The sequence below is a fragment of the Acetivibrio cellulolyticus CD2 genome, from assembly GCF_000179595.2.
In the GTDB taxonomy this organism is placed as follows: domain Bacteria; phylum Bacillota; class Clostridia; order Acetivibrionales; family Acetivibrionaceae; genus Acetivibrio; species Acetivibrio cellulolyticus.
Window position 1 is genome coordinate 166,738 of sequence record NZ_JH556659.1, and the last position, 25,887, is coordinate 192,624.

A 25,887-nucleotide genomic window follows, 5' to 3' on the forward strand; every position below is an offset into this window, starting at 1 on the left:
ATTTTATGTAAAATTATATGATTCTTGACTAATGAATTAGGTTGTTATATGGTAATAATATTAACTAGGGAATAGGTGAAATCTAAGAACAAAAGATTGATCTGATGTAACTAATTGGGATTGAAGGGTGATGTATGGAACAGTCGGAAGAAATGATTTATAAGAACAGATATTTAATTTTAATAAATGTTGTATTGATGACATTTATGGCATGCATTGATGGAAGTATCGTAAATGTGGCACTGAATAACATGGCTGAAAAATTAGGGGTTTCAGATGCATCCATAACATGGGTAGTGACATCCTACCTTATCGTTATTTCATCAACTATTCTGATATTTGGCAGACTTGGGGATATTAAAGGAAAAGTAAAAGTGTTTAAATGGGGAATAGGATTGTTTACATTCGGTTCTCTATTGTGTGGGATCTCGAATTCATTGTCGGTTTTGATTGTTTCGAGGGTAATTCAGGGAATCGGTGCAGCAGGAGCAATGGCTACAAACCAGGGGATTATAACACAGGTGTTTCCCGCAAATGAAAGAGGTAAAGCGTTAGGAATTACCGGAACCTCGGTGGCATTGGGAAGTATGGTTGGCCCGCCTCTTGGAGGATTTATTATAGATGTACTTAGCTGGAAATATATATTTTTAATAAACATACCCATAGGCATATTTGCCATTATAATGGGAATGAAAGTTCTTCCTGTAAGTAACAAAAAAAGTATTCAAGAGAAATTTGACTTTAAAGGAGCAGTTCTCTTCTGTATAGCTATTGTGGCGTTTTTTTGTTCGATATCGTTTGGCGGAGAAGGAAAAAATGGTTTTGCCAACCCGTTGGTAATTTCAGGTTTCATATTGTCGGCGGTAGCTTTGGTAGTATTCATAATTGTAGAAAGGAAATTGGAAGCACCTCTTTTGCAGTTGGGGATTTTTAGAAATCCGATGTTTTCCTTGAGCATATTTTGTGCGCTTATTTCTTTTACTTGTATTAGTTGCACAAATATTATACAACCCTTTTATCTTCAGGATGTAATGAAATATTCTCCTTCAATGACAGGGCTTTTGCTGATGATCTCCCCATTTATTTTGTTTTTTGTTGCTCCAATCAGCGGATCTTTGTCGGATAAAATCGGATCGGAATTTCTTACATTTCTGGGATTATCGTTAACTAGTTTGGGGCTATTCCTTTTATCAACTTTGAACGAGAATTCCAGTATACCGGTTTTAGTAGTTTTTCTTGTGATTACTACAATAGGAAATGGAATGTTTCAATCTCCAAACACTTCAATGATTATGTCCACGGTACCCCCGGACAAGCTTGGGGTTGCAGGCAGTACCAATGCACTCGTTAGAAATATTGGAATTGTTCTGGGCGTATCATTATCTACAACGCTTTTGTACAGAATGATGAGCTTCAAACTCGGTCGGCCTGTTACAAATTTCATAGCAGGAAGGGAAGATTTATTTGTATTTGGTATGAAATTTGTGTATATATTTGCAGGCGCAATCTGTGCTTTTGGTGCATTATTAACAGCATTTAGACTATTTGGTAAAAGATCAGGCTCAGCTTAACAGCTGGTAGAGCCTGTCAACATCAATGCGAAAATCATTTTCATAGTCCTCTCGAATAATCAATTTGTTTGATACGGCTTCTCTCACTACAAAATCATGAAGTTTTCCAGTTCCTATGAACTTACCTTCCGCACTTCGCATGTTTTGTATATATCCTTCCCTTTTCATTGCCTCAACAAAGGCGTAGAAGCATTCAGAGTCCAACTGTGTTCCTATGCTCCCATCCTCTAGTATGTTTAGAACTTCATGGCATTCCCTAATAGGCTTGTCCTGGTATTTTCTACCGCTAGACATTGCATCATAGGTATCCGCTACCGCTATTATTTTTGAAAACAGGGGGATTTCCGGTCCTTTTATACCTAAATATCCTTTTCCGTCTATTCTTTCGTGATGATATAGGACAATAGGTTGCATTTCCCTGAATTCTTCCAAACCCCCCAAAATTGATGCCCCTATTACAACATGTTTTTCCAGCAGCTTCATTTCTTCGGAATCTCTGGCATATCTTTTGTCTGAATTAAGGATTTCATCAGGAACCCCTATTTTGCCTATGTCATGAGCGATTCCACAGGACCATAATTGCAGCACATCAGACTTATCCAGGCCAAGTTGAATACCAATCTTAATGGCATATTCTGCAACTCTTGTAGAATGGCCGCTTGTATATTTGTTTTTAGCATCAACCAACTTGATGATTGTTTCTATGACTTGCCAGTGCTGGTTATTTACATCTTTGAAAATGAGTATATTGCACTTTTCAACATGTATACATTCTACTTCAAAATATTTATTTTTACTGCCCACTTGTAAGAGTTGGCGATTGTTTTTAGTTTCACACTCAAGTAAGTGTTCTAGTTTATTTAGTATGTTTAGTGGGTTATCGCTTTTATTTCTAAGTGTTTTGATGTTTACATTTTTTTCAAAGTCGACATCGGTAAACGTTCTCTGAAATTTTTCATTAAAGTCGATAATTAATAAGTTTTCACTTACAACTAAAATACTGTCACTGATATTATCAAAGATATACCGTATTGCAATACTATTAGAAGAAATAAAATTATACTTTAGAATTGCAATATACCACATTACAGAAGTAAATATTGATGCTACAGCGGTAAGGTAGGTTGGCATTTGACATATTTTAAAAGTGCTAAGAGTATTTACAATAAGTGGAATGAGTATGCCCAATAAGCATAAAAAACTCTGTTTACTATTTAACTTACTAGTTTCTTTTACGAAGAAGCCTTTATAATATAAAAAGTATAACCCTAATATAATATATGGATAAGATATAATAAGGCTATGTATTTTAAAGTATGGACCTATTTGCATGTACAAGTTAATTGGTGAGTACTTGACTATAAATAGATGAGTCCAGTCATTGGTAAATAGAATGGACAGTGATATCAATTGAGGTATTAGATAGATGAACCATCTATACCTTATTTGGGCTTTGGCGTTTACAAACGTGTAACAAAACCCTAAACTAAAGTATGGTACAAGGATCATCCCTGTAAAATACAGATAAACTGTAGCCATCTGTGTTTTACCTGTAAAATACCTTGTATATACTTCCAAGAGTTGGCCCAAACACCATATAGATATGGAAAAAGTCATAAGGGCAAAGGCAACCGTGGATGTGTTTTTTGCCCCGTTGTAAAATCGCCTTAGGCTGATGATAAACAAATATATCATAGAAATAAATGATAAATGAAGGAGTATGAATGAAAAACTATATATCATCGCAGTTTACCTCAGTATTGTTTTAAAGTAGTTTTTGTATTCTCTTATGCCATCATTATTAGCAATGACGCGTGCAGCCTCGATTCGTTTAAAGTTATCGATATTTATATCTTTGAAATCTATGCCATAGATTGTATTTACAACTATATGAAAGTAGTTTTTATTATATTTTCGGTAGAAGCTGTTCATTTCATTATAAATAGCTTTAAGAAACTCATTCTGGTCAATGGTGGTATTTACAAAGTAAACTTTGGTACTATCAATGCAATTAAATAAGTTTATGCCAGATGAATATACTTCTGCAACCAAGTAAGCAACTATATTACCATTTTCAGTAACCTTATACATCTTTCTTTCAGCATAGAGGTCTTTAAGTTCATAGAGAGTTTTGATTTTATCGAGATGTATATCTTTATTATAGCAGTAACAGCCTTTTTCTAAGTCACTTAGATTTTTGTCAGCATAATCAATAAATTCTTCAAAGTTATATAACTTTTCGACTTCATATATGTTGCTTTTCTTAAGAGGAGTGCTGTCAGTTGTTGATGCAACAAACCATGTCAAAGTCTCAAATACAAACTTTTGAGGGTCGTTGATATAATTAATAATATCTTGGAATAACCTTTTGTGCCAATCTAGATCTCTATCAAAATAAGCTAAGTAATATTTAAAATAATGGTGATTAAGAATGTAGTTTTGTATTGCTTTATAAATATCCATCTTGCATGGAATGTTGAGTTTTGCTTCTTTTTTAACTGCTAAGTGTTGAGCCAAAAAAGTATAATTATATAGTTTAACAATATTTGCACCTGATAGAATTTTATTGTTTTCGTCTACATATACAAAGCTTTTTGATATATGAGGAATATTGTCTATTTTACGTAAAGCTTTTATCATTTCTGGGAAATTACTTTCAAATCCCATATTCGTAAGATCTAGGTATCCGGAATTGTCAAAAAGCTCATAAATTTCGTCATCTGAGTAATCACTCATGTTGGCTAAATGTGTATGGTTGGTTCTAAGGATATATTTGACAATTTCCATTTTATCTATCCAGTTTATATCTTTGAAATTTAAACCATATATATACATGCTGTTATTTTTTTCAATATGACGAACTTCTGCATCTAGAAAAATGGTTGTGTCATCCAAATTTATTTTAAAGTCCCGTATTAGCTCACCATTTTCTGCGATTTTTTTAGGAGCATGGAAGGCTAGACCTTTTGTATGTATATTAAGAATACGGTACTGCTGCCTGTTAATGGTGACATAAGCTTTTTCATCTTCCTCAATTGTGTGACGTTCAAGCTCTCTTTTTGTCAATAAATATAAAGTTTTTGGCCTATCGATTTTTAAAACGTTATCTACCTTTGAGAAAAAATAAAAGGCATAATCATTAAAGATAAAGGTTATTTTTACATGTTCATTTATTAATTCAGTATCTGTTACAAATACTTCCTTACTTCTAAACTCGAGTATGGTGTCTTTTGCTTCCCCATTTTCCAAATTTACCAGGATATTTAGCTTTTTCTTTTTAGAAAGCTTTTTGAACAGCTTTTCTATATATTCACTGTTGCTAATATCTTTTATCTTCAGATCCTTTTTTTCCAACATTCTAGTTACGCTATTCCACCTGTGGAATAGCCCTCCTCTCAACAGTGTTTGATTATTGAAGTCTAATAAAAGTAGTGCGTGTAAAAATGGCGTGGCATAAGAAGTATGACATTTGCTTTGAATTAATAAGCTTGAACGCCAAAATGGTAAATATATAATGCTTAAAATACATCAAGAGTTCTTAATGAGTAAAAACCAAATGTAGTATGAAATGGAGATTTTAGTATAATTTTCTCTAACTTTATTATAATCTAATTCTACATGTTACCATAATATCCTTCTTTGTTAATTATTTTTTCTAAATTTTGAGGGTGAAATTTTGTGTTTTTTCTTGAATTGTAAACATAGCACAGTACTTTCTCTTACCAAATATGTGGAAAGTTATGGTTTGTAAAAGCATGCAAGAAATAACACATTATGTGGAATCATTATATATGTAATTAATTTGAAAAGTGGTGATAGTTATGACAAAACCTCAGGAAATAGATGTTATGAAGCCGGTTGAGAGGGAGTTTCCAAAGGAAAAATACGATGAACTGGGAGCTTTTATTGATAACATGGAGACGACTAGAGGAGCACTTATTGAAATTCTTCACAAGGCACAGGAGATATTCGGATATCTTCCAAGGGATGTGCAGCTCTATGTAGCAAGAAAGCTGGGAATACCCGGTGCAGAGGTGTATGGCGTGGTTAGCTTTTATTCATATTTTACTACAAAGCCATCAGGAAAGCATACCATAAGTGTTTGTATGGGGACAGCCTGCTTTGTACGTGGATCGGACAAGATATTGGAAAAATTTAAGGATCGGCTTGGAATTGAGTCCAATGAAACTACTGAGGATAGCTTGTTTACAATAAAGGATGTTCGTTGTATTGGGGCTTGCGGTCTTGCACCTGTAGTGATGGTTGATGGTAAGGTTTATGGCAGGGTAAAGGAAGAAGATGTGGACAACATCATAAATGAATATCGTGGGAAGGAGACGAAAAATATTGATAAAGTCCTTAGATGATTTAAATCAAGTCAGGCAGCAATATTCAGACCTTTTGGCATTGAGAGAGCACCGAAGTGCGCCAGGACCCCGTATGAACATCATGGTTTGCGGTGGTACAGGGTGTTTATCAAGCGATAGTGATAAGGTTGTAAAAAATCTGGAGCTTATTCTTAAGGCTCGAGGATATGCTGATGAAGTAAAAGTAGTCAGAACAGGCTGCTTTGGTTTTTGTGAGCAGGGTCCAATAGTCAAAATTGAGCCAGACAATGTATTTTATGTCCGTGTGAGTCCGAAGGACGCCAAGGATATAGTGGATGAGCATGTTGCGAAGGGCAATTCAGTAGAACGGCTTCTTTTTGAAGATCCGCTGAAGAAAGAGAGGGTTCATAGCCACGAGGATATGGCCTTTTATAAAAAGCAGGTTCGTGTTGCGCTCAGAAACTGCGGTGTAATAAATCCTGAGGATATACATGAAGCTATTGCTGTAGGTGCTTATGAAGCTATGGGGATGGCTCTTACCAAGATGTCAAGGGATGAGGTAATTGAGGTGGTAAAAAAGTCGGGGCTTCGCGGACGTGGTGGCGGTGGATTTCCAACAGGACTCAAATGGGAGATAACCAAGAAGCAGGAGGGCGCAGTTAAGTTTATTATATGCAATGCGGATGAGGGTGACCCTGGTGCATTTATGGACAGAAGCATACTTGAGGGAGATCCTCACAGCGTAATAGAAGCAATGGCTATAGGTGCCTATGCTATAGGAGCAGACACGGGAATTGTATATATACGCGCCGAATATCCTCTTGCTGTAGCCAGATTGAATATAGCAATAAAGCAGGCCCGGGAGCTTGGCGTACTTGGAAAGAACATATTTGGTACAGATTTTAGCTTTGATGTGACTTTGAAATATGGCGCCGGCGCTTTTGTGTGTGGTGAAGAGACAGCACTTATCAACTCTTGTGAGGGTAAACGGGGTGAGCCTGATTATAAACCTCCTTATCCTGCAGAGGAGGGGTATTGGGGGCATCCTACATGTGTTAATAATGTAGAAACCTTTGCAAATATTCCAGTTATCATTACACGTGGTGCAGAATGGTTTGCATCTATGGGGAGTGAAAAAAGTAAGGGAACAAAGGTTTTTGCTCTTGCAGGAAAGATAAACAATGTAGGCCTGGTTGAAGTACCAATGGGTATTACACTGCGTGAAATAATATATGATATTGGGGGAGGTATATCAGGAGGCAAAAGATTTAAAGCTGTACAGACGGGTGGACCCTCGGGGGGAGTTTTGACAGAAAAGGAGCTGGATACACCTATTGATTATGACAGCCTTCTGGCAGTCGGTTCAATGATGGGCTCCGGTGGAATGATTGTAATGGATGAAGACGACAACATGGTGAATATTGCAAAATTCTATTTGGAATTTACAATGGATGAAGCTTGTGGAAGATGTGCCCCAGGCCGTATTGGTACTAAGAGGCTGTTTGAAATGCTCCATAATATAACCCAAGGCAAAGCCACTATGGCGGACCTGGATGCAATGAAACAGCTTGCATATCTTATAAAGGACAGCTCCTTGTGTGGATTGTGCCAGACAGCTCCGAATCCTGTAATCAGTACAATGAAGCATTTTTGGAATGAATACCTGGCTTTTGTAAAGGATGTGGACCATCCCCGGGGAGAAGGAAGATACACGCCCAAGAATAAAATCGGAATGAAATCCTAAACTCTAAAGAGGTGAAATAATGCTAGATAGTAAGGAAAACCATGAACAAAAAAGAATACTTAATGTTCGAATAAACGATCAGGAAATTAAAGTTCCAGAAGGAATAACTGTTCTCGAGGCTGCACATGAGGCTGGTATTAAAATACCTACATTGTGCCATTTGGATCTTCATGACTTTCAAATGTTCAATAAAACTGCATCCTGCAGGGTTTGTATGGTTGAACTGGTAGATGCCCGAAACAACCGAAACAAGCTGGTACCTTCATGCGTAACAAGTGTACAGGATGGGATGGCTATACGTACCGATACTCTGCGTGCAATTAGAGCAAGAAGGGGAGCTGTCGAACTTCTCCTGTCCAACCATCCAAATGAGTGCTTTACATGTCCTAAAAACCGGGAATGTGAACTTCAAGCTCTGGCTGAAGAATTGAATGTAAGAAAGATCCGGTGGGAAGGCGAGAGAATGAGTTATCCGAAGGATATGTCCAGTGATGCCATAGTAAAGGATGCTAATAAATGTATTTACTGTCGAAGATGTGAGACAGGGTGCAACGAGGTTCAAACCTGCGGCATATTGTCAGGGATCGGACGCGGGTTTAATGCTCACGTAGGGCCTTTTGCCAATATACCAATGGTGGAGTCATCCTGTACGTATTGCGGTCAATGTGTTCAGGTATGTCCTACTGCTGCACTTACGGAAGTATACCATACAGATAAGGTATGGGAGGCACTAAACGATCCGGACAAGCATGTTATAGTGCAAACTGCTCCAGCTGTACGTGTAGCATTAGGTGAGCTTTTCGGAATGGAGGCTGGCTCTATTGTAACCGGTAAAATGGTAACTGCATTGAAGCGTATGGGATTTGATGGAGTGTTTGATACTGATTTTGGTGCAGATATTACAGTTATGGAGGAAGCATCTGAGCTTATTTACCGGATTAAGAATAAAAAAACACTTCCGATTTTAACAAATTGCTGTCCTGCCTGGGTAAAATTTATTGAGCATCAGTTCCCTGAACTGATCCATATTCCATCCACATGTAAATCACCGCATATAATGTTTGGATCTATAGCAAAAACCTACTATGCAGAGAAGAACGGGTTGGATCCCGATAATATTGTAGTGGTTTCGGTTATGCCCTGCATAGCTAAAAAAGCAGAAGCAAAACGTCCTGAGCTTACAAAGGATGCGCATAATAATGTAGATATAGTTATTACCACAAGGGAATTAGGGGCTATGATAAGGGAAGCCGGAATAGAGTTTGATAGACTGCCTGATAGTGAATTTGACCGACCCCTTGGGGAAACAACGGGTGCTTCAGTTATATTTGGTACAGCTGGAGGAGTAATCGAAGCAGTAATGAGAACTGCTTGTGAATGGCTAACAGGAGAGCCGCTTAAAAAGGTAGAGTTTGAGGAACTTAGAGGTTTGGAAGGGGTACGTAAGGCAACTGTAAAAATAGGTGATCAGGAATTTAAAATAGGAATAGCAAGTGGACTTGGGAATGCGAGGATGATTCTTGAGGATATAAGGGATGGAAAGGCTGATTATCATGCAATTGAAATTATGGCCTGTCCGGGAGGTTGTGTTGCAGGTGGAGGACAGCCTTATCACCATGGTAATAATGAGATTATTAAAAAGCGTAGAGAAGCTATATATGAAGAGGATAAAAATAAAAAGATCAGAAAGTCTCATGAGAATAAAGAAGTATTGGAACTTTATAAGAATTATCTGGGAGAGCCGTTTGGGGAAGATGCACATGAACTCCTCCATACTCATTTTGAAGAAAGAGAAAGAATTTAGCAATTGGATTTAAAGGGGGCTAAATGTATTTCAAGAAACTTATAATTTAGATTTTTCCAGGGCTCTTTAACTTTAGTGTATTCTTTTGTATAATAAGGGCACTGGAGGGATTAATAGTGTTTGAAGTAGAGATAAAAGCAAAGGTTAATTGCAATGTTCTAAGTAAAATCAAAGAACGGATTAATTTATTAAATCCATCTAAATATGAGAAAGTCATATACCATGATGTCTATTATGATAATTGTTCTAACGAATATTATAGAAATGAAAAGGAACTGCGTCTAAGAAAAATCACTCAGGGTGATAACACATATACAAATGTATTTACTTTTAAAGACATGCCTTTTGATTATGCCACAAAATCAAAAAATGAATATGAAGTGAATTTAAGTGATTTTAGCACAATGAATGATATTTTATTGAAATTAGGTTTTAATAAAGATATCGAGTTTGTTAAGGAATGTGAAAATTATTATGTAAAATTTAATGGGAAGGATATTTCAATTACTATTGCTTATCTGCCAGACTTAAAAGAATATTTTATTGAGTTGGAAATATTGGAAGTATGTGTAGATGAAAACATTAATAATTTAAAAGAAATATTATCTGAATTACTATCCGATTTTTCAATTTCAGAGCAAAATGTGACAAGTAAATATTATACTGATAGTATCAGGGAAAAAAGGAAGGGAGGATAAGTATTATTTTTTATTAGTTTTTTGATAGATTATTCCAAAAGAGTAGATAGCAATGAAAGATTATGTTATAATAAGTGAGCTAGAAAAATTAGGAGTTCATTACATAATGTTCATTAACTAATATAAAAAATGAATAGTAATTTAATCTGTATATAAATGATATTATTTTTGCTTGGGGATAGGTTTACATGAACACACAAAAACAAACATCTGAATATAATAATACTCGTGAAATCATGGCATTTAGAATTATATGTTTGCTTGGAGCGATTCTTTCTCCTCTAATTGGGGTTTTATGGCACTTTACATATTCAGGGGACGTTCCTATAGCTAGAACTAATACCTTTTTTTATTCGAGTATGTTTACTGCACTATTTGGGAGCATATATTTTTTGTCCTTAAAAAATAATTTTATTCAAAAAAATACCTACATTTTTGCTAATATTATTTGTTACACCGCAACGTTCGTAATACTTTATGTAGCATACATAGAGAACTACAACCAAAACATTATTTTTCTTTTATTGTTTGTATTTTTTGCTGTTGTAATGGTTTTAAGAAAGATTTCACATCTGTTAATTTATATGGGTATTGCAGGTACCCTAACAATGGTATTATTGTTTGCTGCGGATAAGCCTGGTGTTAGTAGAGGTATCGTTGCGTTGTTTATTGTTCTTTTTTATACAGTTGCTTTTATGAGTATGAAATTTAAATTATATACAAAAAAAGAACTTGAAATAAGTGAGGCACATTATAGAAGTTTGGTTGAAATAGCCCCACTCGGAATTATTATTCATAAGGATGGAGAAATTCTTTACACCAATCCGGTTTTTTTAGAGATGATGGGCTTATCAAAGGAAGATAATATTATTGGAAAACAAATAGTTGAATTAATTCATCCTGATCATAGAAATGCTGTAAAATTTGATATAGAAAAAAGATTTATACGTGAAAGACTTGATTTTGTAGAACAAAAACTTGTATTACTTGATGGGAGTAACATTGAAGTTGAAGCAGATTCCATAGAAGTAAAACATATGGGCAAATCAGTTGTTATGTGCATATTTAAAGATATCACTGATAGAAAGAAAACAGAAAGAATGCTTATTGAGGCTGAGTTTAGGTACCGTGGTCTTATAGAAAGTACTTTAGTTGGAGTATTTCTGTATCGGGATAAATTTGTATATGTTAACCCTTATCTTGAGAAGCTTTTGGATTACTCAAAAGAGGAGCTATATAGCATGAGTCTTTTTGATGTTATTCATCAAGATGACCAATATGTGATTGATCAATATAATCCGCAGTGTGCAGGGACAGATATAATAAGGCAGTTTAGAATTATAAAAAGGGATAAAACTATAATATTTGTTGAGGCACATGCAATAAATACTATTTATGACGGAAGTCCGACAACTATTGTTACACTTTTAGATATTTCTCACATTAAAAAAACTGAGGAGCAAATAAAATATATTGCTTATCATGATTCTTTGACAGACCTTCCAAATAGATATATGTTAAATGATTATCTTGATAAGGTAATTTCATGCGGTAATCCCGACAATTCAACAAATACGGCAGTGATTGGTGTTATGCTTGTAGACCTTGATAGATTTAAGATTATCAATGATTCTTTAGGACACAGTTTTGGGGATATTGTCCTTAAAGAAGCTGCACAAAGGCTAAAAAGTTGTGTAGGAGAGAACGATGTAGTCTTTAGATATGGCGGTGATGAATTTGTAATAGTATTGCCGGATACAGATACCAGGAAATGTGCAGAGACTGCTAAGAGGATTACCCAATTATTTGGTCAACCTTTTATAATAAATGATCAAAAAACATTTTCTACTATAAGTGTAGGAATCAGTTTGTTTCCAGAGGATGGCAGCAATGCGGAAATGTTGATCAAGAATGCCGATGTAGCTATGTATGTTGTGAAGGATATTGGAAGAAACAATTATCAGTTTTATCATGAAAGCTTCAATAGAGAGCTTTTGAGGAAAATGGAACTTGAGAATGGACTTAGAAAAGCGTTGGAAAATAACGAATTTGTTCTTTACTACCAACCACAGATTGACTTGAAATCAGGAAAAGTAGTAGGTCTTGAGGCTCTTATACGCTGGTATCACCCGGAGTATGGTTTGGTGTATCCCGCAGAGTTTATCCCTCTTGCAGAGGAGACAGGTCTTATTGTGCCAATTGGGAAATGGGTACTGGAAACTGCGTGCAGACAGAATAAATCATGGCAGGATGCGGGCCTTGGTAACATACCTGTTGCAGTGAATGTCTCTGCATACCAAATACTTCATTCGGACCTTTCGTCCGTTGTAAGTGAAGTGTTGGATAAAACTAAATTGGATCCACGTTGTTTGATATTGGAAATAACAGAAAGTATAATGCAGGATGTAGAAAAGACAGATCAAATAATTAATGTTCTTAAGTCATTTAATGTAAAAGTGGCAATTGATGATTTTGGAACAGGATATTCCTCAATTAGTCTTTTAAAGAATCATCAATTTGATATTCTAAAAATTGATCCTTCGTTTACATTTGATTTGAAAAAAGATAAGAACTCGATAGATTTAATCAAGCTAATTATTGATTTTGCTTGCCAGCGCAGCTATTCAATTATTGCAGAAGGAATAGAAGACGAAGAACAGGCTAAAATTTTGACAGAAAAAGGTTGCACATGGGGACAGGGGTTCTATTATAGCAAACCAATACCTGCTGGAACCATTGAGGAATTTCTAAGTGAATTGCTCCCTTGTTGCTAAGTACACCGCAGTAAAACATAGGAAATGTTTATTCAATTGACAGACAAAGAAAATATAAAAACATCAAGATAAAAAAATTAAGAGTGTAAACTTTTAGAATAATACTATGGATTTAGTGTTCATCTATAATTTTATTCTAAAAGTTTACACTCAACTATTTATTCTTCTTAGCCAAAAAGAATCTTTGATAGAGTTTTATTCGAATTTACAATTCTCACAAAAATGTAACTGAGCGTAAAAGTTATTAGTGTTACTCCAAGAATCCTGACTGAAACCGGTGTATACTTCCATATATCCATTCTATCTATCCACATATCTTCAATAAACATATGAACCAGATATATTCCGAAGGAAGCTTCAGACAAAAGCGAAACTGTATTTTTTAACTTGTTGCTTAATAATTTATCCCAGTTGATTTGCTTAAATAGTATAAAGAAAGCAAGAGACAAAAGAAATACAGGTAAACTGAAGTAAGAATAAAAAGCTTCATTGAGCGTTTCATTTCCCAGATTTGATATATATACCAGCATGGGAATTGCAACGAGCGACGCAATTCCTACCATATAAAATATCATTCGTAAAGATTTTTTCATTTCTACACTGCCAATATAATATCCCAGAACGAAGTAACCAAGATAGCCTGTTAGATAAGAAGAAGCCAATAGGGATATACTTAGGTCTCCGGAATAGATTAATCGGTAGAATGATTCGATGGTTGGATATATAACAGCGATTAAGATCCACAAAAAAATATATATCTTTGTTTCCCCGATTGAAAACTTCTTTATTGCAGCCCTCATCACAGGTATAAAAAGGTAAATGGCAAGTATTGTGTACATAAACCACATGTGATAATAGGTTGTATTGGATAAAACATCCTTAAGGCATATTCCTGGCATGGATCCTAAGCTGGAACCATCAGGTTCCAGCAGAAAATGCTTTGCAAAGGAGTAAAATATTGACCAGATGACAAAGGGAATTCCGAGGCGGACAAACCTTTTTTTAATAAATACTCCATAAGACTCATCGCGAGCAGGGTTTAACAGTAAAACACCACTAATCATAAAAAATACCGGAATGCACCATCTGATGCACGAATCAAAGATATTTGCAATCCACCACTGATTGCTTTCAAGTTTCCCACTGCTTATATTTGCCACTATGCTCGATGAGGCATGTCCAATAATGACTGCAAAAATGGATAATACTCTTAAAACATCTATATATAATATTCTACTGCTTTTTTTTGCCACTGCTTCTGGTTTTAGCATCTCTTCATCTGTAGATTCTATTTCTGCTATTTCCGTGCTCATTAAAATTTCCCTCACTTATCAAATATAATTTTGTGTTTATTACTGTTTATGCAATTAGTTCCTGATATTCAGTTTCAGGAGTTTCTTTTTCAACATTTCCTTTTCTTAAGAGCTTGTTCCAGCCTACTTTTACACCTTTTAAGGCGGAGAATAGGGATTTGTAAACCACAAATGTCATAATCAGTTTGTATGCAGCCCTCTGGAAGAAATACAGCCTCAAAGGTTTTGTGTCTTCCTTTTCCAGATTGAAGGCATATAAGGTAATGAGATAGTCGATAATAAAGAACACCATATATGTAAGCACAGCTAACAATGGCTTAGCTCCGAATAAACCCATGAAAAAGATAACTTCGGAGATAGGAGTTAGTGCCTGGAAAACGAATTGGTAAAGCCACATGTTTGGTAACGCAGCAAAACCTAAAATTTTATTGTCTTTATTGAACAATGATTTTCTGTGTTTCCAAAGACACTGCAAGGTCCCATAAGACCATCTCAATCTTTGCTTCAAAAATCCATCAAGGTCCTCTGGTGCTTCAGTATAAGCCCGTGCACCTTCCTCATAAACTATCTTAAATCCCTGCTCAAGAAATGTAAGTGTAATATCGGCATCTTCAGCAAGGGTATCCTCTTTATAGTAGCCAGCTGCTTTTACATATTCTTTTCTCCAAGCTCCAATAGCTCCGGGAACAACAGGAATGCAATTCAGCTCATCAAAGGCACGGCGTTCAAGATTAAGTCCTGTGACGTATTCGATATGCTGACATTTTGTAATGAAATTATTCTTATTTCCTACCTTTACGTTGCCCGATACAGCGGCAACCTCATCATTTTCAAAGTGCCTTACCATTAAAGAAACTGCCTTGCTATCTAATATAGTATCTGCATCTATGACAACTACGATTTCTCCATAAGCTTCTTTAAAGCCTCCGTTGACAGAAGAGGATTTGCCTCCGTTTTCTTTTGAAATCAGCCTTACTTTAGGATGATCACCAAAACGCTGTTTTACAGCTTCTGCTGTTCTGTCCGTTGACCCGTCGTTTACTACAATTACTTCGATATTCGGATAATCGCTTTCCAAAATCGATTCAACAGTCTTGCATATAACCTTTTCTTCGTTATATGCAGCAACGACAATACTTGCCATGGGTGTAAAAATGCCGCTGAACTTCTTTTGCATATGTTTCTTTTTTTGCCTGGTGGCAAAGAATATCAAAAGTACAAATCTTAGTACTCCGATAATGGTTGCTGAAATGAATAAAATCCTTACAAACAAATTAAAACTTGATTTTAAGGTAAGTAACAGGTTGATAGCCATTATGCTGGCACTTTCCTGTATTTTTACAGTAGGCATAACAGAGCTTCTATCTTTATTCATAAGGGTACTTACTGTCTCAAAACTGTAGCCCTTTGACTTTAAATCTTCAATAATTAAGGGGAGTGTTTTCACTGTGTTTTTAACATTGACGCCATCATCATGAAGCAGAACAATATTGCCGGTTCCGAGTTGTTGGTTTATACTGCTTACGATTTCATTGGAAGGATGCCCCTCCCAGTCCTTTGGGTCAATGGCGCTTCCGATTAGAGCATAACCCATGCTGTCTATTCCTTTAAATACTGCTGCTTCACCTGGAGAGCTTAAATCCCATTCAACATTATATGGCTGTCTGAACAAGAGCGTTGAATGCCCGGTCAAAATTTCAATAATTTTATTTGTCATATTTAATTGAACACGCGTTGTTAGTATGGAATACTGCGGTAAATCCTTATGATCATATGTATGATTTCCAATATCATGTCCCTCATTATAAATTCTTTTCAAAATGTTAGGGTTAGACCATGCGTTTTTTCCTATAACAAAGAAGGTTGCCTTTATATTATAACGTTTTAATATATCGAGGATCTGCGGGGTGTACTCTTTTGTAGGTCCATCGTCAAAAGTCAGGGCAATTTTCTTTTGCTTTGGATCTGTACCTTCTCCTAATCCTCCAATATATGTGGAATTATAATCAATAACTGAAAGTGTATCATCCGATTGTAGCTTGAGTCTTTTACCAAGATAAATTTTGGACTTGCTTAAATTATAAATGATTTCGCCCTGGGTAGTGGTATTTGAAAGATCGGTAGTGTCAACGGTTTCTTCCGAAATACTCAGGTCTGTTATTGATTCTTTTAAATTATCCAAGCTAGAAAAGACACTCCATAATTTCTCATCCTCGGAACCCAAACGCCATAAGGAAAATTGGTGGATTCCAAGTTTTTGGGAAAAGGATATCTGATTATATGCAACTATACTGTCGTTGAACCAAAGCGTATGTGATTCTTTTCCATTCATATAATTAAATGTAGGGTTGCAATACTTTGTATCCCATTTAATAGCGGCTTTATTGGATCTGTAGAGCTGCATAACTTCTGAACTGGACATACTGGTAACTTTCCCGGATTCTTTGTTAGTCCAGTCATAGCCGTAAAGACCAAGACCTACAATGATTTTATCAGCAGGTACTTTTATGTTTTTCAGAATGTTTTCATACCAATCCTTTGAAGCAATTGGTCCGGAACTGCTTTTTTCATTATGTTCATCATACATCATCAAAATGATGCTATCGGTGGATGTAGCCAATTTTTCCAGATCATATGCACTTTTTTGTGGCTGAACATCAACAGTAAGCTGGAGTTTGGCAGCTTTAAATGATGAATAAAGCTCTGAAATGAATAGTGAATAATTATTTTTACATTCGTCATCCAAGTTTTCAAAGTCAATATTGAACCCGCAAAAACCGTTTTTTAAAGCTTCGGTTTTTAATTGGTTGATAAATTTGTCTCTGTTAGCCTTTGTAGAGATTATTGCTTTTACAAGATTTCCATTCCATTTTTCATTCACATAATTATTTACCAGAGGCATGACTTTTACGTTATTTTTAGTTGCTATATCCATAACTTCCTTGTTAATAGTACCCGTTACACCTAGCTGGTCGTTCAGCTGATACCAACCGGGAATTAATACATCGATGAGGCTGGCATTCTTTTTGAAGGAAGCCAGACTTTTTGGATCCCAATCAACATAGAAACCGTAAGTTTTATTGGAGGTTTTGTTTTTTGTGATAGAATTTAAAGATGTATCTGTTGTGCCTGAAGTAACTTCAGTATCCTTCATAGTAGAGGATGCAAAGGTACCGCTGCCTAAAAGTCCTGTAAAAAATATATTTCCAAACATGATTACTAAAATAGCAGAGACAAGAACAGTTCTTTCTATTTTTGACCATCGAAATCCATCAGCATCGTGGAAAACATATAATCGGGAATAACGTGTTTGCTGAATGCTTTTACAACTGTAAATATTCTTGAATATTGGAAAGGCTGAGGCTGCAATAAGTAAATCCATTAACAAGGTCAGAAGGTACTCGTAGTGCCCATTCATAAGCAGTGTTACAAAATCATTGATAGATTCATAGCCTGATAAAAGAATAGGCAGGCTATCTTTAAATAAAACCATTTTAGCCATGGCATAGATAAGAATGCCCAGAATGAAACCGGAAGACAAAGCCAGTGTACTTAGGCCTCTAGCGATTACAATCAGTAAAACCAGCCCGCAGATGGCGAGCCCTGCTTTTAAATCGTATAAAAGCGCATAACCGGCAAAGCTACCCAAACCTGAGGCCCATGCAAACTTTTTAGCTTCGGCTTCGTGTGAAAAACTCAGAGATAACAATTTGGATAGATTATACACTGCAGGTATAATTAACACCCCTGCTAATACTAGTTTGAGGATGCCACCGCTGGTGCTTCCTATAGTGTTGAAAATACTTGTAAAAACTGAATACAGTCCGGGACATAAAACTGTAAAACCAAGCCCTATGATCATTGCTGGAAGGTTTAAACTGCAAACTAAGGCTATAAGAGCAATGGTCACCAATCTTAGACCGTGCAACGGAAACAGGCCTATAAGTATACCTATGGAATACGCTAATGCTGTATTGGTATCTGAACCATTAAGCAAAAGTGACTTTACAGCTTTTTTGGTTAATTTTCTTACCATGACTCCTCCACCTATCTAAAAAAATTTATATATACTGAACTCACAAAATATTTTTGTTTTTAGAAATGTGAGTTCATAAAATCAAATTACATGATTATGCACTTTACTCTTATGAAAACTGCGAAGAATAAAGTGCAAAATATGTTGCTTAAAAAATATTATAATAACTTTAATCCATACATAATTTCGCATAATAGTACTTCGTGGGGTGAATTACTAATTTTGACGTATTATTTAAAATTTTTTTATGGGATTGAAAATTCAGAAGAAGAAAAATGAGACCAGGATCTTACATTTGGCTTGTTTGAGATATATTTGGTTAAAATTAAATCGAGCTTATCTATGGAAGTATATGGATAGAAAAATACTGCGTTGACATTTCCTAAAAGGTGATATAAAATCGGATATCAAGATCACAATTTTCCATTTACTTGGTTTTATTTGCAAGTGATATGTGACAATTGAGTGACCTGAAATGCACAGACTCTAAGTGTTGGGGATATTGGCAAAAATGAAGGTATGTGTATGAATTATTAGGATTAAATTGTGGGGGAGCTTTTATGATAAAAAAAGACCTAAATGAATCATTGGGAAAAAGTATTGTTTTTTTCGCATTATATGCTTTGATACCACTAGCTGTATTCCTTACTGCTCTTATTGGATTTTGGCCGGGACTGGTCACTGCCGATTCGGGTTACCAGTGGGAAATGGCAAAAGGAACAGCCCCAATGAATGCTGTACATCCTGTTGCACATACAGTGCTAATTAAGCTGTTGCTTACAATTTGGGATAATCCTGCCGTTATCACTCTTTTTGGTGCGATATCCCTTTCTTTTTCATTTGCGTTCTGTCTTTTTGTTTTGCATCGTCGTGGGGTAAACCGCTTCTTACTCTTGGGAGCTTCACTTATATTTGCACTATCTCCTAACAATTTAGTTTTATCCATTACAATGTGGAAGGATATCCCATACACAGCAGCGTTACTGGCAGCAACAGGATTCATATTGTATCTTTCAACTGTCAGGCGAACAGCTGAAGGTAATTTACCTTCTTCGAGAATAGTCATGGTGAGCTTGTATATGACTTCAATATTCTTAAACTTATGCTGGGCATTCCGATATAATGGCTCTATGGTAACTTTCGGGGGATTAGCAGTGCTCCTTATATTCATGTGGAAGGAAAAACTCTCCAAAAAGATTTTGCCGGTGCTCCTATCGGGACTTGTTGTGGGGATTTTTGCGAATAATATTTTGCCTGCATGTGTAAATTCACTTCCAAACACATATGATTACACAACAAAATATATGATAAGACAAGTTATGGGCGCCGATTTGCAAAGTCAGGCTCTTTCTGAAGAGAATAGTGAGAAATTGTGGAAAATCTTCGACAAAGAGAAGGTTAAAGAGAATTTTGTTCCTGAAGATTTCAGTCCTGTTTTATGGAATGATGAGATTTGGGCAAATTATGGTGAAAATCCGGATGCAAGGGGAGAAGTGCGCAAAATGTATTTTCAGACTCTCACTAAAAAACCCCTGGTTATGATTCAAAATGCCCTTCAATCATCAAACATGGTATGGGGAATTAAAAAGCCTTCAGGTGTTAATCAATCGGACTGTGTTCTCTATCCCCCTGAGGAATACAACCCAATAGGGATTGCTGAATATAATAATGCGATATCAGGTACAATATCACAATATGTCAACCTGTCTAAAAAGAGTTCATTTTTTAGTGTGTTCTGGCGAAACGGACTATGGCTGATCATTTCAATTGCGCTGTTGTTTGTGCTTTTGCAGAAAAAAGTATTTAGTTCCATATTTGTTTTTGTACCTATAGCGTTATCAACAGCTTCCTGTATTATTGCAGTAACGGCCGAATATAGGTATGTATGGCCTTTATACGCTATTATACCGATACTTTTTGTATATTTTTTGTATGAACGTTCCAACACAAAACAAATATAATCCTATAACTTACAAAAGCTGGATTTCTGAGTTTCTATATAATTACAATGTAATTGTTTCGCTAGTAATATTATTTTCCATGTATTTATTTATCGTAACCAATAGTATATAATAAATCTAGAATACAGGGAGTGGAATAGTCGGTTTTTGGGAATATTTATTTATTCCACTGCGCAGATGGAAAGGAATTATGTAAACAATGGAAAAACAAAACTTTTCTTACTATGAGGTTACGAAATTCAACAGCATAAAGGAAATGCTTGATATAGCTGTCAAAGAGGCAGGCGATAAAATTGCGTTTAAATATAAAGAAAGCAATGGAGAGTTTGTTCAAATAAACTACTCTGATTTTGTAAAACAAGTTGATTCGCTTGGTGCTGCATTAAGCGAAATTGGATTTTCAGATAAACATATAGCATGTATCGGAAGTAACAGTTATAAATGGGTTTTAACTTATCTTACCGTACTTAAAAGTGCAGGTGTATATGTTCCTATTGACAAGGAACTTCCATCCAAGGACATTTTACATATTTTAAATGAGAGTGAGTCCAGTGTTGTATTCTATACTAAGATGCATGAAGAGCTGTTTATGAACAATGTTGACAAGCTTCCCGGTGTAAAGCTTTATATAGGGTTTGACCGCTCTGAAGATTGTGGGAATTTTCTATCCTTTGATAAGCTTATAGAACATGGGAAGAAATGTGATAGCACTAAATATCAGTCATTAAGAAGTGATCCTAATTCACTTAAAATGCTTGTATATACATCAGGTACAACTGGAATTGCTAAGGGTGTAATGCTTTCGGAGCATAACCTTGTATCAAGTATTTATGATGGATTGCGGGTATCAACTGTTTATGACACTTGTCTTTCTGTTTTGCCATACCATCATACATATGAGGCAGTAAGCGGTATTCTTGTGTCACTTCATCACCACTCAACTATATGCATCAATGACAGCTTAAATGCGGTTATGAAAAATCTTCAGATTTATAATCCATCGTATATTTATCTCGTTCCGGCCTTTGCAGAGCTATTTCATTCAAGAATTATGAAAAATATTAGAGAATCGGGAAAGGAAAAAGCCTTTGGCAAGCTGATTTCTTTAAGTAATTTTTTGAGAAAAGCCGGTATTGATTTGAGAAAAACCTTATTCAAATCAATACACAAAGCCTTTGGGGGCAGGCTGAGAAAAATAGTGTGCGGTGGTGCACCAATTCGTCCTGAGATAGGAAAGTTTTTTGATGATATTGGAATTAGTCTGATAAATGGTTATGGAATAACAGAGTGTTCTCCTTTGGTATGTGCAAACCACGACATGTTTAACGATTACCATACTGCAGGTATAAAGCTGCCGTGTTTAGACTGGAGAATTGACAGTCCAAACGAAGAGGGTATTGGGGAAATTTGTGTTAAGGGCGATGTTGTTATGCTTGGCTATTACAAGCAACCGGAAAAAACTGCAGAGGTATTAAAGGATGGGTGGTTTTATACAGGTGATTACGGTTTTATTAATAGCAAGGATCAGCTTGTAATTACAGGGAGAAAGAAGAATATCATAGTTTTGAATAATGGCAAGAATATTTATCCGGAAGAGATAGAGGGGTATGTTCAAGGGATTGATTATGTTGTAGAAGTTGTGGTAAGAGGGATTATAGATGAAAAAGGGGACGAAAGTTCGCTTTTGGCGGAGGTGTTCCTCAGCGAAGAAAAAACTGCGGAAGAGGTACTAAGAGATATCAAAAAGGTAACTCATGATCTTCCAACTTACAAGCAGATTTCGAAGGTAATAATCAGAACTGAGGAGTTTGATAAGACAACTTCGAGAAAAATTAGAAGATAGCAAAATCATTACTTGTAAAAGATTTCGAAGGGGCGGAGAAAGTAAATTTCCAACTACATGATCTTATAAAGGATTGATACGGTATATAGGCAGTGCTTTATAACACTGCCCCATATACTATGCATATAAGTTTTGGTACAGGCGTAACAGGTCATTAAGTATCGCTAAACATCGCTAAACTAAGACCTATTGAAAAAGGGTGTCTTTTGTTGTATAATGGAAATAAGAGGACATTATTTATATATCGATTTTTCTTTACAAAAACTTAACGGGTCAATTACAAAATCATTTCGGAAAATCTTTAGTTGCGTGAAGTGCTAATTTCTACAGGTCACATCAATGTTATGCTTCATGGTGAACAGGATAAAAATTGTTCAAGGAGGAGTTCTCGTGAAGATTGATAACAACATGGCTTTTAGAGCTACGAAAGGCTTAAAAGTCAATCAAAGTGACAAAAAAGGATCTGTTGAAAAATTTTCAGATACATCGACAAACGGAGCAGCAGATGAAAAGCTTAATATCTCAGAAGAGAATAGGGGTCAAATCAAAGAACTGCAAAAATCAAGCAGTAATATTCAAAATGGCATATCTCTTATTCAGACTGCAGAAAGCGCACTTGAAGAAACTTATAAAAAATTGCAAACTGCAAGGGAGCTTATAGTAAATGCAAGCAATCAAGAAAACATTCCTTCAGAACGTGCAGCAATTCAGAAGAAGATTACAAAATTAAATGATGATATAAATAAAATTGCAGCCAATACGGAATTTAACTCCAGAAAACTTTTAGCGGGTGATGAATCAGTTGAGTTTTATACTGGTTCAAATAACAGTGCCAGAATATCAGTTTCTATTGAAGATACGAGTGCTAAGGCTCTGGGTAAAGGGGTTGTTCCCGGTAAATCTTTGGAGAACATCAATGTTAAGGATTTTGAATCTGTTTCTTCCGATCAGCAGATTAGGATTATAGATAAGTCAATTGAAGATGTTTCAACAGAAAAGGAGAAAATTTCTGCAGTTAAGGATAGGCTCAAGGAGACAATAAAGAGTACAGAAACAGAAAGTACCACAGCTAAAGATGGTTTTATAGAAGATTCAGCCATGGCACAAGAGACATTGGCTTCCTACAAAAAGAATGCGTTATTTCAACCCTCAACTACAATGCAAGCTCAGTCAAATCAGTCGAAGCTAGCTGCGTTACAACTTCTTGCATAAAAATAAAACATATGGGCTTCAAAACGAAGCCTGTTAAATATATGTTAATCAAAATTATTAGTTAATAATCATAAACTGAGACAAGAAGCCGGGAGCAAAAAACAATCCCGGTTTTTCTTTATGCAAGTAAGTATTTTTTGTACTAAGGAATAGCTGAAACATTACTCTGGATTTTTTATATATATTGATTTTTTGTTACGTTTATGTTGGATAATCGTTAAAATTTGTTTATAATTTATATAAACAAATTACTATTAAATTATGCCATGAAGAACGATTATTTGGAGCTGATATAAATATGACAGAGGAAGTAACTGACAAGCTTGAAAACCCTCAGTTGGAGATGGCCTTCAATTTTGTTCAGTACACTAATAGAAACGTATTTTTGACCGGAAAAGCCGGTACTGGAAAAACTACATTTTTGCACAATTTAAAAAAGGTATCCCCAAAACGCATGATTGTGGTTGCACCTACGGGAGTAGCTGCTATCAATGCCGGAGGAGTGACTATTCATTCGTTTTTTCAATTGCCATTCGGGCCCTTTATTCCTGTTCAAAATAATGAAGATGGTACAGAAAACAGGAACATACAGAAATTTAGCAGAGAAAAGATAAATATTATTCGAAGTATGGACTTGCTCGTAATTGATGAAATCAGTATGGTGCGTGCAGATATGCTCGACGCAATAGATGATGTGCTTAGAAGATTCAAAAACAGGCATAAGCCCTTTGGCGGTGTTCAATTGCTTATGATAGGAGATATCCAACAATTGGCACCGGTTATAAAGGATGATGAATGGGCTATTTTGAAGGAATGGTACCATTCCATATATTTTTTTAGCAGCAGGGCACTGATGCTGACTCAATATATCAGCATTGAATTAAAGCATATATATAGGCAAAAGGACTTTGTGTTCATTGATCTGCTCAATAAGATACGGGATAATAGAATTGAGGCTGGTGTATTAAATGAGCTAAACAAAAGGTATGACCCCGATTTTGCAAAGAATACACCGGATGGCTATATTATACTGACAACACATAACCATCAGGCGAAATCGATAAATGAAAGAAAACTTACACAAATCAATTATAGGGAATACTGTTTTAAAGCATGTACTCAAGGAGATTTTCCTGAGTATTCATACCCCACAGATAATGAGCTTGTATTGAAAGAAGGAGCCCAGGTCATGTTCGTTAAAAACGATACCTCCCGGGAAAAGCTATTTTATAACGGCAAAATCGGAATTGTTGAAAAAATAAACAAAGACAGTATCTGTGTAAAGTGTGCAGGAGATGAGAAAAGCATTACTGTTGTACAAGCGGAATGGCAGAATTTCAAATACTCCATCAATGAAGCAACAGAAGAAATCCAAGAGGAGGTTGTAGGGACTTTTATTCAGTATCCCTTAAAGCTTGCATGGGCAATTACCATACACAAGAGCCAGGGATTAACTTTTGAAAAGGCCATTATCGATGCAAGTGCTGCATTTGCTCATGGACAGGTCTATGTTGCATTGAGCCGCTGTAAGACCCTTGATGGTTTGGTACTTGGTTCTAAATTGACGGCAAGGAGTATCATCAGCGATACTACCGTTCGGAATTTCTCATGTGAGGTGTCAAATAATCAGCCCGGGAGCGATGACCTTGAGAAATCCAAATACGGATATCAAAAGGAACTTATATTGGAATTGTTTGATTTTAGTCAGATTGCAAGGCAGTTGACTTACTGCTTGAAGCTGTACCTTGAAAATGCAGGTAGTTTGCATGAAAGCTTAAAGAATGACTTAGAACGGATTATTGCGTTTGTTAATGCTGATTTGCTCACCATTTCAGACAAGTTCAAACCTCATATCAACAAAATGTTGGACGCTGAGCCAAATGCGGAAAAAAATCAACAGTTGCAGGAGCGAATAATAAATGCTTCTAAGTATTACACGGAAAAAATAAAGACCGGGGTCTTAAGTGTTTTAGAGGGAATCTCTGTTGAAAGTGATAACAAGAGCCTAAAAAAGAATGTTGTTAAAGCACTGGAAAAAGTAAACACAGACCTCTTGATAAAGCAGGCCTGTTTTGAAGAGTGCCAGCGAGGATTCCATGTAAAAGCCTTTTTAGATATCAGGGCAAAAGCTTCAATTGAAAAACCTCAGCAGAAGCGGCAGCAAGAGCCAAAGGAGGGTGCAAATGAATTTACATCCACATCTGTCAGTCATCCTGAGTTGTTTGAGAATCTCAAAAGATGGCGGATGCGCAAAGCTGAAGAGTTTGAGCAACCTGCATTCTTCGTATTACATCAGAAGTGCTTGATTCAAATTGTTGAACAATTGCCTTCAACGCTGGAGGAATTACGAAGAATAAAAGGAATTGGAAAAAGGAAAGTAAAAGCCTTTGGAGATGAAATCATTGATATCATAGATCAGTATTGTATGGAAAAGGATATTAAAAGGGATAAACCTTTTAAATTTACTATGTAATTCACGGCGCTGCTGCAAAAATTCTATCAGTTAGAAAGTAGTGTTTTTAAAAAACAAAATTCTATATATTCCATACATGACAAATACAAGCCCGTCTTATATAATAGTGATATACTGAGAATTTACGGAG

Annotated in this window: 14 protein-coding genes; 10 read left to right on the forward strand and 4 right to left on the reverse strand. The window is 35.8% G+C overall.

The genetic code is table 11. The annotated features are described in order from the left end of the window. Positions 1-134 precede the first annotated feature (134 nt). Entirely contained in the window at positions 135-1,571 is a 1,437-nt protein-coding gene (locus ACECE_RS0220950) for an MFS transporter (RefSeq protein ID WP_010250800.1), read from the forward strand. Here ACECE_RS0220950 and ACECE_RS29725 read toward each other — a convergent pair. Then, the gene (locus ACECE_RS29725; protein WP_083878853.1) at positions 1,563-3,314 is read right to left on the reverse strand and encodes an HD domain-containing phosphohydrolase; all 1,752 of its coding nucleotides are present in this window, start codon (positions 3,312-3,314) and stop codon (positions 1,563-1,565) included. The genes ACECE_RS0220950 and ACECE_RS29725 overlap by 9 nt on opposite strands. 6 nt (positions 3,315-3,320) lie before the next feature. Continuing rightward, a complete protein-coding gene (locus ACECE_RS0220960) occupies positions 3,321-4,928 on the reverse strand; it encodes a PilZ domain-containing protein (protein WP_010250805.1) in 1,608 nt (535 codons plus the stop codon). Positions 4,929-5,392: 464 nt separating this feature from the next. On the opposite strand from ACECE_RS0220960, the gene ACECE_RS0220965 reads away from it, so the two are divergent. The 5 genes from ACECE_RS0220965 (at position 5,393) to ACECE_RS0220985 (ending at position 12,919) form a co-directional block, all read left to right on the forward strand. After that, on the forward strand, positions 5,393-5,938 hold the full coding sequence (locus tag ACECE_RS0220965) for an NADH-quinone oxidoreductase subunit NuoE family protein (protein WP_010250807.1): 546 nt from the start codon (positions 5,393-5,395) through the stop codon (positions 5,936-5,938). Continuing rightward, a complete protein-coding gene (locus ACECE_RS0220970) occupies positions 5,889-7,643 on the forward strand; it encodes an NADH-ubiquinone oxidoreductase-F iron-sulfur binding region domain-containing protein (RefSeq protein WP_040428820.1) in 1,755 nt (584 codons plus the stop codon). Before ACECE_RS0220965 ends, ACECE_RS0220970 begins: the two co-directional genes overlap by 50 nt. A 19-nt stretch (positions 7,644-7,662) precedes the next feature. Next, the gene (locus ACECE_RS0220975) at positions 7,663-9,447 is read left to right on the forward strand and encodes an NADH-dependent [FeFe] hydrogenase, group A6 (protein ID WP_010250812.1); all 1,785 of its coding nucleotides are present in this window, start codon (positions 7,663-7,665) and stop codon (positions 9,445-9,447) included. A gap of 116 nt (positions 9,448-9,563) precedes the next feature. Continuing rightward, the gene (locus ACECE_RS0220980) at positions 9,564-10,145 is read left to right on the forward strand and encodes a class IV adenylate cyclase (RefSeq protein WP_010250814.1); all 582 of its coding nucleotides are present in this window, start codon (positions 9,564-9,566) and stop codon (positions 10,143-10,145) included. A 584-nt stretch (positions 10,146-10,729) separates the two neighbouring features. Further along, positions 10,730-12,919 carry a sensor domain-containing protein gene (locus ACECE_RS0220985; RefSeq protein ID WP_456049037.1) on the forward strand — a complete coding sequence of 730 codons (2,190 nt, stop codon included), beginning with the start codon at positions 10,730-10,732 and terminating at the stop codon, positions 12,917-12,919. 167 nt (positions 12,920-13,086) lie between these two features. On the opposite strand, the gene ACECE_RS0220990 is transcribed toward ACECE_RS0220985, so the two are convergent. Together ACECE_RS0220990 and ACECE_RS28435 are read right to left on the reverse strand one after the other, a co-directional pair. Continuing rightward, on the reverse strand, positions 13,087-14,232 hold the full coding sequence (locus ACECE_RS0220990; RefSeq protein ID WP_010250818.1) for an acyltransferase: 1,146 nt from the start codon (positions 14,230-14,232) through the stop codon (positions 13,087-13,089). Positions 14,233-14,278: 46 nt separating this feature from the next. Beyond that, complete coding sequence (locus ACECE_RS28435) at positions 14,279-18,268, reverse strand: glycosyltransferase (RefSeq protein ID WP_010250819.1); 3,990 nt, start codon at positions 18,266-18,268, stop codon at positions 14,279-14,281. Between the two features lie 560 nt (positions 18,269-18,828). Here ACECE_RS28435 and ACECE_RS0221000 point away from each other — a divergent pair. The 4 genes from ACECE_RS0221000 (at position 18,829) to ACECE_RS32135 (ending at position 25,757) form a co-directional block, all read left to right on the forward strand. Continuing rightward, positions 18,829-20,229: a DUF6020 family protein gene (locus tag ACECE_RS0221000; RefSeq protein ID WP_026073949.1), complete on the forward strand. Its 1,401-nt coding sequence runs from the start codon at positions 18,829-18,831 to the stop codon at positions 20,227-20,229. Between the two features lie 199 nt (positions 20,230-20,428). Further along, positions 20,429-22,072, forward strand: a complete 1,644-nt coding sequence (locus tag ACECE_RS0221005; protein WP_010250821.1) for an AMP-binding protein — start codon at positions 20,429-20,431, stop codon at positions 22,070-22,072. A 390-nt stretch (positions 22,073-22,462) separates the two neighbouring features. Further along, positions 22,463-23,284, forward strand: a complete 822-nt coding sequence (locus ACECE_RS0221010) for a flagellin N-terminal helical domain-containing protein (RefSeq protein WP_010250822.1) — start codon at positions 22,463-22,465, stop codon at positions 23,282-23,284. A gap of 298 nt (positions 23,285-23,582) precedes the next feature. Beyond that, entirely contained in the window at positions 23,583-25,757 is a 2,175-nt protein-coding gene (locus tag ACECE_RS32135; protein WP_010250823.1) for an HRDC domain-containing protein, read from the forward strand. The last annotated feature ends 130 nt before the right edge of the window (positions 25,758-25,887 follow it).

Coding starts and splice junctions, on each gene's coding strand:
- ACECE_RS0220990 (WP_010250818.1), bottom strand. CDS start 14,232: ATGAGCACGGAAATAGCAGAAATAGAATCTACAGATGAAGAGATGCTA.
- ACECE_RS0220975 (WP_010250812.1), top strand. CDS start 7,663: ATGCTAGATAGTAAGGAAAACCATGAACAAAAAAGAATACTTAATGTT.
- ACECE_RS0221000 (WP_026073949.1), top strand. CDS start 18,829: ATGATAAAAAAAGACCTAAATGAATCATTGGGAAAAAGTATTGTTTTT.
- ACECE_RS0220960 (WP_010250805.1), bottom strand. CDS start 4,928: ATGTTGGAAAAAAAGGATCTGAAGATAAAAGATATTAGCAACAGTGAA.
- ACECE_RS28435 (WP_010250819.1), bottom strand. CDS start 18,268: ATGGTAAGAAAATTAACCAAAAAAGCTGTAAAGTCACTTTTGCTTAAT.
- ACECE_RS0221005 (WP_010250821.1), top strand. CDS start 20,429: ATGGAAAAACAAAACTTTTCTTACTATGAGGTTACGAAATTCAACAGC.
- ACECE_RS0220950 (WP_010250800.1), top strand. CDS start 135: ATGGAACAGTCGGAAGAAATGATTTATAAGAACAGATATTTAATTTTA.
- ACECE_RS0220985 (WP_456049037.1), top strand. CDS start 10,730: ATGGGTATTGCAGGTACCCTAACAATGGTATTATTGTTTGCTGCGGAT.
- ACECE_RS0220965 (WP_010250807.1), top strand. CDS start 5,393: ATGACAAAACCTCAGGAAATAGATGTTATGAAGCCGGTTGAGAGGGAG.
- ACECE_RS0220970 (WP_040428820.1), top strand. CDS start 5,889: ATGAATATCGTGGGAAGGAGACGAAAAATATTGATAAAGTCCTTAGAT.
- ACECE_RS29725 (WP_083878853.1), bottom strand. CDS start 3,314: ATGATATATAGTTTTTCATTCATACTCCTTCATTTATCATTTATTTCT.
- ACECE_RS32135 (WP_010250823.1), top strand. CDS start 23,583: ATGACAGAGGAAGTAACTGACAAGCTTGAAAACCCTCAGTTGGAGATG.